This is a genomic window from Vreelandella sp. F11 (assembly GCF_042466685.1).
GTDB lineage: Bacteria > Pseudomonadota > Gammaproteobacteria > Pseudomonadales > Halomonadaceae > Vreelandella.
Genome location: NZ_CP170448.1, coordinates 2,483,481 through 2,497,912, shown reverse-complemented (window position 1 = coordinate 2,497,912; position 14,432 = coordinate 2,483,481). Strand labels below are relative to the sequence as shown.

12 protein-coding genes are annotated in these 14,432 nt (G+C 57.4%); 7 read left to right on the top strand and 5 right to left on the bottom strand.

Features of this window, described 5'->3' with window-relative positions; genetic code table 11:
* The first annotated feature begins 107 nt into the window (after nucleotides 1-107).
* The 7 genes from ACFIOZ_RS11390 (at nucleotide 108) to ACFIOZ_RS11360 (ending at nucleotide 7,793) form a co-directional block, all read left to right on the top strand.
* On the top strand, nucleotides 108-1,259 hold the full coding sequence (locus ACFIOZ_RS11390; protein WP_386077610.1) for an acyl-CoA dehydrogenase family protein: 1,152 nt from the start codon (nucleotides 108-110) through the stop codon (nucleotides 1,257-1,259).
* Nucleotides 1,259-2,860: a class I adenylate-forming enzyme family protein gene (locus ACFIOZ_RS11385; RefSeq protein WP_386077608.1), complete on the top strand. Its 1,602-nt coding sequence runs from the start codon at nucleotides 1,259-1,261 to the stop codon at nucleotides 2,858-2,860. Before ACFIOZ_RS11390 ends, ACFIOZ_RS11385 begins: the two co-directional genes overlap by 1 nt.
* Complete coding sequence (locus ACFIOZ_RS11380; protein WP_386077606.1) at nucleotides 2,857-3,312, top strand: PaaI family thioesterase; 456 nt, start codon at nucleotides 2,857-2,859, stop codon at nucleotides 3,310-3,312. Before ACFIOZ_RS11385 ends, ACFIOZ_RS11380 begins: the two co-directional genes overlap by 4 nt.
* Nucleotides 3,309-4,697 carry a hypothetical protein gene (locus ACFIOZ_RS11375; protein WP_386077603.1) on the top strand — a complete coding sequence of 463 codons (1,389 nt, stop codon included), beginning with the start codon at nucleotides 3,309-3,311 and terminating at the stop codon, nucleotides 4,695-4,697. Before ACFIOZ_RS11380 ends, ACFIOZ_RS11375 begins: the two co-directional genes overlap by 4 nt.
* A 162-nt stretch (nucleotides 4,698-4,859) precedes the next feature.
* Nucleotides 4,860-5,609, top strand: coding sequence for an electron transfer flavoprotein subunit beta/FixA family protein (locus ACFIOZ_RS11370; RefSeq protein ID WP_386077601.1), 750 nt, complete (start codon nucleotides 4,860-4,862; stop codon nucleotides 5,607-5,609).
* 42 nt (nucleotides 5,610-5,651) lie between these two features.
* Nucleotides 5,652-6,578 carry an electron transfer flavoprotein subunit alpha/FixB family protein gene (locus ACFIOZ_RS11365; RefSeq protein WP_386077599.1) on the top strand — a complete coding sequence of 309 codons (927 nt, stop codon included), beginning with the start codon at nucleotides 5,652-5,654 and terminating at the stop codon, nucleotides 6,576-6,578.
* A gap of 255 nt (nucleotides 6,579-6,833) precedes the next feature.
* The gene (locus ACFIOZ_RS11360) at nucleotides 6,834-7,793 is read left to right on the top strand and encodes an NAD(P)H-dependent flavin oxidoreductase (protein WP_386077596.1); all 960 of its coding nucleotides are present in this window, start codon (nucleotides 6,834-6,836) and stop codon (nucleotides 7,791-7,793) included.
* Here the strand turns inward: ACFIOZ_RS11360 and ACFIOZ_RS11355 are convergent.
* The 5 genes from ACFIOZ_RS11355 to ACFIOZ_RS11335 are packed head-to-tail and all read right to left on the bottom strand — an operon-like array spanning nucleotide 7,775 to nucleotide 14,395.
* The gene (locus ACFIOZ_RS11355) at nucleotides 7,775-8,554 is read right to left on the bottom strand and encodes an enoyl-CoA hydratase/isomerase family protein (protein WP_386077593.1); all 780 of its coding nucleotides are present in this window, start codon (nucleotides 8,552-8,554) and stop codon (nucleotides 7,775-7,777) included. The genes ACFIOZ_RS11360 and ACFIOZ_RS11355 overlap by 19 nt on opposite strands.
* Nucleotides 8,555-8,602: 48 nt before the next feature.
* A complete protein-coding gene (locus ACFIOZ_RS11350; RefSeq protein ID WP_386077590.1) occupies nucleotides 8,603-9,721 on the bottom strand; it encodes an acyl-CoA dehydrogenase family protein in 1,119 nt (372 codons plus the stop codon).
* Between the two features lie 7 nt (nucleotides 9,722-9,728).
* Nucleotides 9,729-10,922, bottom strand: a complete 1,194-nt coding sequence (locus ACFIOZ_RS11345; protein ID WP_386077587.1) for an acyl-CoA dehydrogenase family protein — start codon at nucleotides 10,920-10,922, stop codon at nucleotides 9,729-9,731.
* A complete protein-coding gene (locus ACFIOZ_RS11340; RefSeq protein WP_386077585.1) occupies nucleotides 10,919-12,325 on the bottom strand; it encodes an enoyl-CoA hydratase/isomerase family protein in 1,407 nt (468 codons plus the stop codon). Before ACFIOZ_RS11340 ends, ACFIOZ_RS11345 begins: the two co-directional genes overlap by 4 nt.
* 60 nt (nucleotides 12,326-12,385) lie before the next feature.
* Nucleotides 12,386-14,395: a TRAP transporter permease gene (locus tag ACFIOZ_RS11335; protein ID WP_386077582.1), complete on the bottom strand. Its 2,010-nt coding sequence runs from the start codon at nucleotides 14,393-14,395 to the stop codon at nucleotides 12,386-12,388.
* Nucleotides 14,396-14,432: the final 37 nt, after the last annotated feature.

The following is a 14,432-nucleotide window of genomic DNA, read 5'->3' as shown; positions in this document are numbered from 1 at the left end:
GAATAGTGAACAATAGTTTTGCTATGCAAAATATGCGCACTGTCCATGCTCAGCGCTACTTCTAATGATAACGCTAACTATAAAACCCGTTGCCACCAGGAGCCGTCATGATTCGCGATCCCGAACTGATTAACCAGCTTATCGATACCATCGCCCGTTTTGTCCGTGAGCGCCTAATTCCCAATGAGGCGAGACTGGCAGAGGAGGACGCGGTACCGCCGGAAATCCTTGCCGAAATGAAAGAGATGGGGCTGTTTGGGCTATCGATTCCCGAGGAGTACGGCGGCCTGGGGCTGACCATGGAAGAGGAGGCGTTGGTGGCGATGGAGATAGGCAAAACGTCGCCCGCCTTTCGCTCGGTATTTGGCACCAATAACGGTATTGGTGCCCAGGGGATCTTGATTGATGGCACCGACGAGCAGAAAGCCAAGTATGTGCCGCGTTTGGCAACGGGGGAGATTCTTAGCTCATTCTGTTTGACCGAGCCGGACTCAGGCTCCGACGCTGCCAGCTTGCGAACGACGGCGGTGCGCGACGGCGACCACTTCATCTTGAACGGCACCAAGCGCTATATCACCAACGGGCCTGAGGCGGATCTGTTTACCGTAATGGCGCGCACTGATCCCAATAATAAAGGCGCAGGCGGTATTTCTGCGTTTATTGTTGAAGGCGACACCCCTGGTTTAGTGCGCGGCGCGGCGGATAACAAGATGGGCCAGAAGGGCGCTCACACCTGCGATATTATTTTTGATAACTGCCGGGTACCCGCCGAAAACATTATCGGCGGTAAAGAGGGCCAAGGTTTTAAAACCGCCATGAAGGTGCTGGATCGCGGGCGGTTGCACATTTCTGCAGTCTGCGTAGGCGTGGCTGAGCGCTTGGTCGAAGAGTCATTGCGCTACACCATGGAACGCAAACAGTTTGGTGCTGCCCTTGCCGAACACCAATTGATTCAAGCCATGCTGGCAGATAGTAAAACCGAAGCCTATGCAGGCAAGACCATGGTGATGGATGCCGCGCGCCGTAAAGATGATAACGAAAACGTTTCGACGCTGGCCTCCTGCTGCAAACTGTTCTGCGCTGAGATGGTAGGGCGAGTGGCCGATCGCGCGGTGCAGGTTCACGGCGGCGCGGGCTATATGTCTGAGTACGCCGTTGAGCGCTTCTACCGTGATGTGCGGCTATTCCGCATTTACGAAGGCACGACCCAAATTCAGCAAATCGTGATTGCCCGGAATATGGTGCGGGAGGCGTCCTAATGGCTTTGTCGATACCTTACCAAGCACCGGACGAGAATATTTTTGGGCGCCTCGCCAGCGAGCTGGTGGCTGAGCTTCCCGAACGACTCAGCACCCGCGTGCTTGAAAATGCCCGACGTATCGGTGATCAGCCCGCCATTGTGGATGGCAGTGTGCGCTGGAGTTATGCAGAGCTGGGTGAAGAAATACACGCCGCCTGCGACTGGTTAAGCGCGCTGGATATTCGCCCAGGCGACCGGATTATGACGGTGAGCGAAAACTGTCGCGCCCTGGTTGTGCTATTGCTAGCCGCTAGCGAGATGGATGTGTGGGTAGCGATTGTGAATTCGCGCCTCTCGGCACAGGAAGTAGATCTAATTCAGGGCAACTGCCTGCCTCGGCGCGTGTTCTATACCAGCGATGCGTCACCAGAGGCGTGCCAGCACGCCGAGCGCCACGCCGCCGACCGCTACCAGCACCCTCAGTTAGGCGGGCTGGCTATTTCGCCACTGTATGACAGTGAGCCCGAGCCGATATGGGCTAGCGGTGCCGAGCAAGTGGCCGCCATGATCTACACCTCGGGCACGACCGGAACGCCCAAAGGCGTCATGCTGACCCATCGTGGCATTCTCTATATCGCCTCGATCTCAGGCGGCATGCGCCACTTAAGCGAAGGCCAACGGGTGTATGGCGTGCTGCCGATGTCTCACGTGTTCGGTCTCTCATCGGTCTGTATGGGGTCGCTGTATAACGGCGCCTGCCTCTATACCGTGCCGCGTTTTGAGGCTGCGCTAATGCTGGAAACCCTAAAACGGGAGCGAATCACCGTGCTCCAGGGTGTGCCCGCCATGTATGCCCGGGCGTTAGAGTTTTTAAAACGTGAGCAGCGCACTCTTGAAGCGCCTGAGCTGATTTACATGTCTGCGGGTGGTTCGCCGCTGGATAGCGACACCAAAGTGCGGGTGGAGGCAGCCTTTGGTCTGACGCTACATAATGGCTACGGATTAACCGAAGCGAGCCCCACCATCAGTCAAACCCGTATTGATGAGCGCCATACCAATAGCACCGTTGGTCGTGTACTGCCCTTGCTGGAGTACCGCCTGGAGCCGCTAAGCGATAGCGGCACTTCCGAGCATCCGGGCGATGAAGTGGGTGAGCTATGGGTGCGCGGCCCCAATATTATGAAGGGCTACTTCCGCCAGCCGGAAGCCACTCGTATCACCCTGACCGAAGACGGCTGGCTCAATACTGGCGACATTGCCAAGCTCGATCATGATGATCAGCTGTATATTGTGGGGCGTAGCAAAGAGCTGATTATCCGCTCAGGCTTCAATATCTACCCACCGGACGTAGAAGCGGTGATCAACGAGCATCCGGCAGTCACGCTAACCGCCGTGGTAGGGCGCCAGATCGCCGGTAACGAAGAAGTCGTGGCCTTTGTGCAGTGTGAGCCGGGCGTCGAGGTGGATGTAGCAGAGCTCAAGGCGTTTATCGCCGAGCGGCTCGCGCCCTACAAGCGACCCACCCAAATTGTGTTAATGGATACGCTACCGTCTACCGCCAGCGGCAAAATTCTTAAAGGGCGACTACGCGATATCGCTCAGCAGGAGAGCGGGTCATGAACCAGTCGGATACGCCTCAACAAGCACTCATGGGTTATCACGAGCTGTTGGGCATGCAGGTGGTTGAGTGGCAGCCAGAGCGTGCCGTGGTAGAGCTTACTATCGAGCCTAAACACCTGAACCGTAGTGGTAATGTGCACGGTGGTGTATTGGCTTCGATGTTGGATAGCGCGCTGAGCCTGGCAGGCCTGCACTGCGATATCCCAGGCAATATTCGCCGTGGCATGACACTGTCACTAACCACTACCTTTGTAGGGCCCGCTCGGCAGGGTGTGCTGCGAGCAACAGGCAGTGTGCGCGGTGGCGGTCAGAAAACGTATATGAGCAGCGGCGAGATCGTCGATGAACAGGGCGCTTTAGTGGCCCTTGGGGAAGGCTCATTTCGGCGTCGCAGTGGCAGTGAATCGCCTGAGGGCTTTGCGGAGAACAATCCAGGGGAGCCAACTGAGTGAACCCAGCCCGCCTGCGGGTCTCGCTGCTGCTGCTGGTCACCCTGGCAACGCTGTTCCATCTGGTAGTCGGCAGCCTGACCTGGCAGGCGGTCGGTATTGCGGCAATGCTGCTCTACTTAGCGACGCTGGCGGGTCAACTGACCCGAATGGCCAAAGGGTTGCTGCTGGTGGCGGGCGTGTTGACGCTAGTCGCGTTGTGGCGCTCGCCAAATCCGGCTCAACTGCTGTTTGAGGCCAGCGGACGTTTTGCTTTTTTTGCCACCTTTGTAGTGGCTCTGAGTATGCTGCGCTTACCTGCCTATCGATCCCGTTTGGTGCGCCGCTGTGGGCAGAGCATGCTGCTTCAACCGCCCAGCCGCCGTTACCCCATTCTGTCGTTAGGTTCGGCGCTGTTTGGGATTATCCTTAATATTGGCGTGCTTAATCTGTTCGCCGCCATGATCGAAAAAAGCAACACGCTAGGTGCCGCCCAAGGGCGCGCCTGGGTTCGCGAGGCTCGTCAGCGGCGCATGATGCTGGCGCTGCTGCGTGGGTTCTCCCTGGCACCACTTATTTCGCCCATGGGTATTGGGGTGGCGGTGGTGCTATCCAGTCTTCCTCAAGTCACTTGGCTTGAACTTGCGCCGTATATTTTGGGCGCTGCCGCGCTGATTTTTCTAGCCGGTTGGGCAGTCGATTTTATGACCGGCCCGCATCCCCCGGCCAGTAAAGCACCGTTAGCGACTCCTTCGTTACGCCCTTTGGGCCAGTTTAGTGTGTTGCTGATGGGCATCGTGGCGTTGGTGTTTAGCATTGCTTGGCTGTTAGAACTGCGCTTACCCATCGCTGCGCTTTTAGGCGCGCCCACGGGGGCGTTGATCTGGCTTGCCTGGCAGCGGCGAAGGCTGGGCTTCGGCGGGCTGCCTGCAGCCGCAAGCGCGGTGCATCGTCAGTTGCCCTGGCTGCTTTCCCCTAGTGTCAATGAGATTGTGGTGCTGGGGGCGGCGGGCTATCTGGGCCATTTATGCGTTGGTTTAGTGGATACCCAGCAGTTGGCACCGCTATTAACCGTGTTAAACCAGTGGGGCGCCTTTAACGCCGTGCTGGCGATGCTAATGGTGGTGGGTCTTGCCCAAGTAGGCGTTAACCCGATTGTAACGGTGACGCTGTTAGTGGGGCTGTTGCCGCAATTGGGCATTGAAGGACTTACGCCTGCACTAATCGGCGCTTCGCTGATGGTAGGGTGGGCGCTGGCGCTAATGTCATCACCCATGACGGCATCGATGTTGATCCTATCGCGGTTTACTGGTGTGTCCGCCACGCGCATTGGTTACCGTTGGAACGGCCGATTTCTGGTAACCTCAATTCCACTGTTAGCAGCTTGGTTTGTCTGGTCACCTTTTTAGTGGCGCCACAATAAAGAAGCGCTTGACCTTTGTTCGGCGTTTTTTTATTGTTCTTGTTATAAAGTGAAATAATATTCTGCTATGCGAAACTGCATGTTTGTTAATTGCATGAAGTGTTTGTTAATCGCATGAAGTATTTATTAATCGCCTGGAGCACGCCTTATGAAAATTCTCGTCGCGGTGAAACGCGTCATCGACTACAACGTCAAAATCCGCGTTAAAGCGGATCACTCTGATGTTGATCTCACCAACGTCAAAATGGCCATGAACCCCTTCTGCGAAATTGCCGTGGAAGAGGCGGTGCGTCTGAAAGAGAAGGGCGTTGCCACGGAAGTCGTGGCGGTAACGGTGGGCCCTAAGGCTGCCCAAGAGCAGCTGCGCACCGCGCTGGCGCTGGGTGCCGATCGCGCCATTCACATCGAAACCGACGAGCGCGCCGAATCCCTGGCCGTGGCCAAGCTGTTGGCCAAAGTGGTCGAAGAGGAGCAGCCGGGGTTGGTGGTGCTGGGTAAGCAGGCCATCGATACCGACAACAACCAGACCGGCCAAATGCTGGCGGCACTCACTGGCCTGCCCCAGGGCACCTTTGCTTCAGAGGTTGCGGTCGACGGCGACAAAGTGAATGTGACTCGTGAAATCGATGGCGGTCTGCAGACCATCGCCCTGACGCTGCCGGCGATTGTCACCACCGACCTGCGCCTCAACGAGCCGCGCTACGCCAAACTGCCCGACATCATGAAGGCCAAGAAAAAGCCGCTGGATGTGAAAAGCCCTGCCGACTACGGCGTCGAGGTGGCGTCCAAGGTCAGTCTGCTAAAAGTCGAATCGCCCGCCGAGCGTAAAGGTGGCGTTAAAGTCGCCTCGGTAGACGAACTGATCGACAAACTCAAAAACGAAGCCAAAGTACTTTGAACCAGGTGCTTTAAGACAAGCGCTTTGAAAGGAGCTGATTTTATGAGCATTTTGGTACTTGCCGACCTGCATGAAGGACAACTGGCGGGCGCCACGGCCCACGTCGTGGCGGCGGCTAAAGCCATTGGTGGCGATATTGACGTTCTGGTGGCCGGTGAAGGCGTTCAGGCCGCGGCTGAGGCGGCGGCCAAGCTTGATGGCGTGAGTAAAGTACGCGTGGCGGATAACGCCGTTTACGCCCACCAGCTCGCCGAGCCCATGGGCGCGCTGCTGGTCGAACTGGCCGATGGCTACACCCACGTGCTGGCCAGCGCCTCTACCACTGGCAAGAACGTACTGCCGCGTCTGGCGGCCTTGAAGGATGTCAGCCAGCTTTCCGATGTGCTTGCCGTGGATAGCGCTGATACCTTCAAGCGCCCGATTTACGCCGGCAACGCCATTGCGACGGTCAAAAGTGACGACGCGCTGAAAGTCATCACCGTGCGTACCACCGGCTTTGATGCCGTGGGCGACGGCGGCAGCGCCTCCATCGAAGTCGTTGATACCGTGGTCGATAACACCCAGTCCAGTTTCGTCAAACAGGAACTGGCCGAGTCGGACCGCCCGGAGCTGGGCGGCGCCAAGGTCGTCATCTCCGGTGGCCGCGGCATGGGCAACGGCGAAAACTTCAAGCTGCTCGACGGCATTGCCGACAAACTAGGCGCCGCCATTGGCGCTTCCCGGGCCGCGGTCGACGCAGGTTTTGTGCCCAACGATATGCAGGTCGGTCAGACCGGTAAAATCGTTGCCCCGGATCTGTATATTGCCGTGGGTATCTCCGGGGCCATTCAGCACCTGGCGGGCATGAAAGACTCCAAGGTGATCGTCGCGATTAACAAAGATGACGAAGCACCGATTTTTCAGGTCGCGGATTACGGTCTGGTAGGGGATCTGTTTGAGCTACTGCCGGAGCTTGAGAGCAAACTGTAAGTGCTTATGGTGTCCACTTGCTGGTCGGAACAACCCGTAGCGGGGGTCTTTCGCCATGGCCGGAAAAAGTTCCCGACGTTTCCGGCATTTCCGCCATCCATGGCGGTCAGATGGCGAAAGTAGCGCCCATGGATGGGTTCACAGCGCCCCCGCGTAGGGTTGTTCCGACCATGCCATTGCAGTGTGACATCCTTATGCAAGGCCCAAAGGGGCCCTTTGCACTATTTTCTCATAATAATAACCAGCGAGCTGCCTATGCTAACGCGCCTAACCGCTTCGTTAACTCTGCCGGTGATCGGCTCTCCGATGTTTATCGTCTCCGGGCCTGAGCTGGTGATTGCTCAGTGCCAGGCAGGCATTATTGGCGCTTTTCCTGCGCTCAATGCCCGCCCAGCGGAAGCATTGCGCGAGTGGCTGCAGCAGGTCACGCAAACCCTGGCGGAGTATGATCAGCATCACCCAGAACAGCCTTCGGCGCCCTTTGCGGTTAATCAAATCGTTCATCCTACCAATGACCGTTTAGCGCACGATGTCGCCCTGTGCGCCGAGTTTAAGGTGCCGCTAGTGATCACTAGTCTGCATGCGCCTAATCGCGTAGTGGAGCAGGTACACGCCTACGGCGGCTTGGTCTTTCATGACGTTACCACGCTGCGCCATGCCAGAAAGGCAGTCGATGCAGGCGTCGATGGTTTGATACTGGTCTGCCACGGCGCGGGCGGCCATGCCGGACGCTTAAACCCTTTTGCGTTTGTGGCCGAGGTGCGGCGCTTTTATGATGGCCCGCTGGTGCTGGCAGGGGCGATTACCCAAGGCGAGCAGATCGTTGCCGCCCAAGCGCTAGGCGCTGACTTGGTGTATATGGGCACGCGCTTTATTGCCACCCAAGAGGCAAACGCTCAAGCCGCCTATAAGCAGATGGTGTTAGACGCCGCTGCGGGGGACATTGTCTATACCAACCTGTTCACCGGGGTGCACGGTAACTATCTACGCCAGAGCATTGAACAGGCAGGATTGGATCCGGATGCGCTACCGGCAGGCGATAAAAGCGCTATGCGTTACGGCTCGGGGGGCAGCAGCAAAGCCAAAGCATGGCGGGATATCTGGGGTGCGGGGCAGGGTGTAGGCAGTATTAACACGCTTAATAGCGTGGCCGACGAGATAGCCACGCTGCGCCAGGACTACCAGCAAGCGCTGGATCACTTACGGCGGCTTTGACGAAACGCCGCCACACGCATCTGAAAATCCTCAGAGGCCTTGCAATGATCCTGTAACTCGCCCTCCAACGTCATCGTGTCATTCAGCGTGCGCTGTGCGGCTTCACGCAGGGCACGTTTGGTAGCGCTTAATGCTTGGGGCGACTGCGCGACCAGCGCTTGGGCCAATGAACGCGCCTCCGCTAGCACTTGGTTATCTTCAACGACGCGGTTAGCCAAGCCGAGCGCGACGCAGCGCTCACCTGCAATGGGGGTTGCCAAGGCAGCCATTTCAAACGCCTGAGCGTGACCAAGCTTGCGTACCAGATGCCAGCAGGCGCCGCCGTCGGGGATCAGGCCAATATTGATAAAGGCAAGCTTGAGATAAGCGGAGCTGCCCATCACCACCATATCGCTGGCGAGCACATAGGAAACGCCAATACCTGCAGCGGCGCCACTAACGGCCGCTATCACCGGCTTATCCATCGTCATTAAACGGCGCAGGGCGGGTAGAAAGAGTGTTTCCAACCGCTCGCTGGCGGGTTGAACCGTCGCCTTCTCAAACTCTGCCAGATCAGCGCCAGCGCAAAACGCACTGCCTTCCCCACGCAGAATCACGCAGCGAACCTGTTCATCAATCGCCACCGCCGCCAGCGCCTCATTGAGTGCCAAGGCGGTGGCTTCATTGAGGGCATTACGTACCTCTGGGCGCGCAATCGCTACTTCGACGATGCCATCATAAAGATCGCTGACAGTGACTAACTCGCTGAGAGGGGCTGGCATATAGCGCTCCACTTTAACTTTTCAAGGCAACATTGTTAGGCAAAATCGTTAGGCAACATTTAATAGCTCGCTGACTGTTTCAAGATGGTAGTCGCTGTCGCCCAAATAGTGATCGAACATTACCAGGTGCTTGGCGTAACTGGCGACATAGCACTCTTCGGACATACCCATGCCACCGTGGAGCTGGATCGCCTGTTCGGCAATAAAACGCGCCGATTCGCCGCAGTATGCCTTGGCCGCGGCAATTTTATAATCACGCTCGCTGACAGGCAGGGTTAGGCTAGTGGCGGCCAAAATCGCCATTGAGCGGGATTGCTCCAGATGCAGGTGCATATCCACCATACGGTGCTGCAGCGCCTGGAAAGTGGCCAGCGGCAGGCCAAACTGCTTGCGCTCTTTGAGGTAGGCCAGGGTCTGATCGCAGGCCTCTTCCATTGCGCCAATGGCTTGGGCACATAGCGCAGCACGGCCAAGGGCCAGTACCTCTGCCAGCGCATCGCTGACATCGTCACTCAGGCAGTTGGCTGGCGGCAGCGTGACGCTGTCCAGGGTCAAATCACCGGCGGGCTGATCGTCGATAGTGCGATAAAAGTGCGACGATGCGCCCGGTGCATTCGCAGGGACGATAAATAGCCCTAGCTTGCCGTTATCCAATCGAGCGGTAACCAGACTAGCCGCTGCTGCTTCAAGGTTTAGGACGACATCTTTTCTGCCGCTTAACTGCCATTGCCCATCTTGCTGGGTCGCTTGGGTGGCGATCGCCAAGGCGTCGTAACGGGCGTTATGCTCCTGCCATGCAAAGGCTAGCTGGAGCTCGCCTTCAAGCAGCGGGGTTAACCACTGGGTTTGCTGATCACTGTTGGCGGTCAACGCCAGCAACTGGCCGGGCAGCACCAGGCCTGCCAGGTAGGCTTCGGGTACTAAGCCGCGTCCCAGTGCCTGCATGATAATCATCAGGTCGGTGCCGTCGCCACCCAGCCCGCCAACATCTTCGTTGAAGGGCATATGCAGCAGGCCGAGCTCGGCAAAGGTGCGCCATAGGGGAGATGCACCATTGGGAGCAGCGGCAAGCATTGCGCGGCGCTGTTCGGGGGAAACCTGATCGGCCACCAAGCGGGTGAGCGTCTCTTCGAGCATGCGCTGCTCGTCGGTTAAAGCAAAATCCATGGTGACCTCACATGTTTAAAATGGTTTTGGCGACAATACTTTTCTGTATCTCGTTGGCACCGCCATAAATCGACAGCTTGCGACGGTTGAAGTACTGGGCGCTGGCGGCCGCGCTTTGGGCGCGCTCGTCATTCAGGCTGCCTTCGCCATGCAGGAAGTCGGGGAAAAACGGTAGGGCGGCGGGGCCAAGGGCACGGCGGGTGAGTTCGCTTAGCTCCTGGCGAAGCTCTGAGCCACGTACTTTGAGTAGCGAACTTTCTGCGCCGGGCACACCGCCATCCCGGGCCGCGGCAATCACGCGCAGATTGGTGACTTCCAGCGCCATCAATTCAAGCTCGGCTTTGACAACACGTTGGCGAAAGCTGGGCAGCGCCAGCAGCGGCTTGCCGCGATGCTCTATTCGGCTGGCCAGTGACTTCAAGTGACGCAGCGCCTGCTTGGCGTGGCCAAGTCCTGCAATGCCGGTGCGTTCGTGGGTGAGCAGGAATTTGGCGCAGGTCCAGCCCTGGCCCTCTTCACCGACGCGGTTTGCTACGGGAACGCGAACGTTATCTAAAAAGACTTCATTGACCTCATGGGCGCCATCCAGGGTGATAATGGGCCGCACGGTGATGCCAGGGGTTTGCATATCGATCAGCAGAAAACTAATGCCTGCCTGCTTTTTCGCGTCTGGGTCAGTACGTACTAAGCAAAACAGCATATTGGCGTGCTGGCCCAGGGTGGTCCAGGTCTTCTGACCATTCACGATATAGTCGTCGCCATCGCGTACAGCGCGGGTATTTAGGCCTGCCAAATCAGACCCGGCGCCGGGCTCTGAGTAACCTTGGCACCACCAGTCCTGGTTGCTCAAAATACGCGGCAGGTAATAGTGCTGTTGCTCCGCGCTACCGAATTTCATAATCACCGGCGCCACCATATTGACGCCAAAGGGCACGACCGTCGGCGCGTGGGCCGCGGCGCACTCTTCATCGAAAATGTGCCGCTGCACGGGCCCCCAGCCTGGGCCGCCATGCTCTTTAGGCCAGTTAGAGGCTAGCCAGCCTTTTTCACTGAGAATATTCTGCCAGCGCAGGTGATCTTCGGCACGCAGGTGGCGCCCCAGGCGCACGCGTTCGCTAATATCGCTGGGCAGTGCCTCGGCTAGAAATTGGCGAACCTCTGCGCGAAAGGCCTGCTCTTCGGGGCTAAAGGTGAGGTTCATAGCGGGGTGTCCTTAAGAGTTGATTGACGGTGAGGCCCACCTAAGTGACGCGGGTATCCCAGTGCCTCCACCGCCAACAAATCGATATCGCTCTCGCGGTAGCAGAAGCCGTTCTTTGCGATGCTGACGCTCGCCTGTTCAAGGGCTGTTTGTCTGTCGCTCGCTGTCGCCTGCTGGCTAGCAAGTTGGAGCGTATTCAGAAGGCTTTGCTTTTGGCTGGCTACGACATTTAACCGCAATGCCTTAAGAGTGAGTGCCGCTCGCTGTTGGGTAAGTGGCTCTGCGCTTAAGTTGACCAGCTCGACCATGCTGCCGTTTTCAGCAACGATAAGCTTTAGCGCGCTATCGCTGCCGCTGCCAATATTTTCTAGTACGATGGTAGGGAGTGCTGGGCCTGAATCCCTGTCTGCAGTTGGCGCTAGCAGGCAAAGTTCGGTGGCATTGTCTGCTGTACTGGTTAGGGTAATGCCCGCCTTTTGTGCAGCTTTTTGCAGGCGCTCAAACAGTGGGTCTTCGCCGATTAGCGCAACGTGTTTAAAAACGTCGGTGCTCTCAACCTCAGGCACCATGTGGGGGCTACGCGCAGCGAAAAAGAGGTGAATCAGCCCGGCGCGTTGAGGGGAGTCCATACAGGCCAAAAACAGCTCCCGCTCACGGCGCAGACCATCTTGAAGTGATTCGGCCGTCACAGAGGCCTCAACAGCTTCCACAATGCGAAACGGTGAGAAGAGCTCAGCAGCGTCTTGGTTCAGCCGCTCCAACATAGCGGAGATTGCCTGGGGGTTAGCCGCTGGCGCTGGCAGTTGGCCCGTAACGCGTGCCATTTGGTTGTCTGCAAGCACTGCTTGGGCCGCAGTTAAACCTGCTTCAAGAGGCGTTTCAGCACTGCTAATGGCGTCGATAATGCCTGCCTCAAGTGCTTCTTCTGCCGCAACAAAACGCCCGCTGGTGATCATCTCCAAGGCGCGCTCAACGCCCACTAAGCGCGGTAAACGCTGGGTGCCACCAGCGCCGGGCAGTAGGCCAAGCTTAACCTCCGGAAGACCCACACGGGTTCCCGCCAGTGCCACTCGATAGTGGCAGCCCAGAGCCACTTCCAATCCACCGCCCAGGGCCGTACCGTGCAGGGCGGCAATCAACGGCTTTGGGCAGGCTTCCAATTGGCTAATCACATCAGGCAGCAGAGGGGCTTGGGGTGGCTTACCAAACTCGCGAATATCGGCACCCGCAATAAAAGTGCGGCCATCGGCTAGCACTAACAGCGCTCTCGCTTCCTGATCGGCGATGCCTTCTTCCAGAGCGTTGATCAAGCCACTGCGTACTGCTTGGCTTAGCGCATTAACCGGCGGATTGGCGATCTGAATAACGCCTATATCGCCGTGGCGCTGATAATGAACTGACATAGTTAGGCTCTCGTATTGCGCATATATAAATTGAAAAGAGTTCGCTTGGCGGGCCGTCTGCTAAGCAACCGAGGTGCTTTGTGAACGACGGTGATGTCGCTGGCTTAAGCGTGCCATCAAAACGCCGGGCACTAGCGCGGCAAGCGCGAGGCCGATCAGTTCCCACTGGCTAAGCGGCACCATGCCACCACCGGGTAGCGCCAGCAGCAGGCCAGCGATCAGTATCAAGGCACGAATCACGATCTCCTGCATTGCGCCATAGCCCAGTCGACCGACCCCCATCAAATAGCCCTGCATTGCTGAAGCAAACAGGATGATGCCGATGACCGCCTGGATAAATACGGCCACTATCATTAGCGGCGCGCCCTGCATGATCAGCGCGGGGTTAAGCACGAACAGGAAGGGTATGAAGTAGATGACGCTGCCAAGGCGCATTGCCTGCAGGCCGGTTTCCATGGGGCGTGCACCGGCCACGGTCGCGGCGGCAAAGGCACCCAGCGCCACTGGCGGGGTAATAAAGCTCAGCATGCCCCAATAGAGAATGAACATATGAACCGCCATGGGATCCAGTCCACCGCCCTGAATCAGCGCAGGTGCCAGCGCCACTGCCAGGAAGATATAGGCGGCGGTAACGGTCATGCCAATACCCAGCACGAAACTGGTTACCGCCCCCATAATCAACAGCAGCGGCACGCTGCCACCGGCAATATTGATAAAGTCGTTGGCGATGGTGCCGGAAAGGCCGGTCATCGAAAGCGCACCCACCAGCATCCCCACGCCGGCCAGAATAGCGATCAACTCGGCAAACAGCTTGGCAGCAGACGAGAGCGTATCGGCCACGTCCTTCCAGCCCCAGCGGTTATGCTTGGAAAGCTGATTGAGCACTAACAGCAGCGCGGTAGCGTAGAAAGGCGCTACGGCTTCGCGCTGCATAATCAGCAGCATCCAGACTAATAACGCGAAGACAAAAATAAAGTACCAACCCTCTTTGAGGGTTTGCCAAAGCGAAGGCAGCTCAACGGCGGGTAGGCCTTTAATGTCGTGGCGAGCTGCATAGGCATCGATCTGAATAAACAGACCCAGAAAATACAGAATTGAAGGAATGACAGCAGCCAGGGCTACCGCGGAATAGGGAATGTCGAGAAACATGGCCATAACAAAAGCGGTTGCGCCCATAACAGGGGGCATTAACACACCGCCGGTTGAGGCGCAAGCTTCCACACCTCCGGCAAAAGAGCGGCTCATGCCAATACGGCGCATCGCCGGAATTGAGAGCACACCGGTAGTCAGCACGTTACTGATCACGCTACCGCTCATGGAACCCATCAGGCCGCTGGAGAAAATCGATACCTTGGCCGGACCGCCGCGCACGTGACCCAGCAGTGCAAACGCCAGGTTGATAAAAAACTTACCGCCGCCGCTTTTTTGTAGCACGACACCAAAGACCAAAAAGCCGATCACCAAGCCTGCGAACGCCTGCAGCGGCACCCCCATGATGCTTTCTGTGCTCATGGTGTGGTACATGGCAGTCTGTTCTAGAGTCGAAGGAAACGCCTGGATAGGGCCAGGGACGATATCCGCCACCAGCGGGTAGAGTGAGAAAACGCCTGCAATGATGGCAATCGGTAAACCGCCTGCCCGGCGGGCCGCTTCGATAATGAGTAGCCAGTAGGCATAGCTGGCATAAATGGCGATCTCAGGCGCAGAAAACGCCCAGCCGCGCTCTAAAATGGGGACTGCGTTATAAACAAAATAGCCGCCAACGATTAGCGTTATTGCGCTCAATAGGTAGTCGTACCAAGGGATGGGCTGTTCTTGCTGGCGACTGCGCATGGGCCAAAGCAAGAAAACCAGCGGTAGCAGCAGTGCCACAACGGCGTAGTAGAACTGCGTCTCGAGACCCGTAACGAACGTCAGTAAGCCAACGTTAAACAGATAATCCAGCGTCATCGCCATCAAAATGATAGTGACAGTGGCTGGAATCCAGCTTAGCGCGGGAGGTAACTCACGAATTTGGCTGATCTTTTCTTTAACCTGCTGATTATTGGCAGGCGAGGTATCTGTAGTCATGGGGACATCCATCAATCAGCAGGGGGCGGCGAGCGCC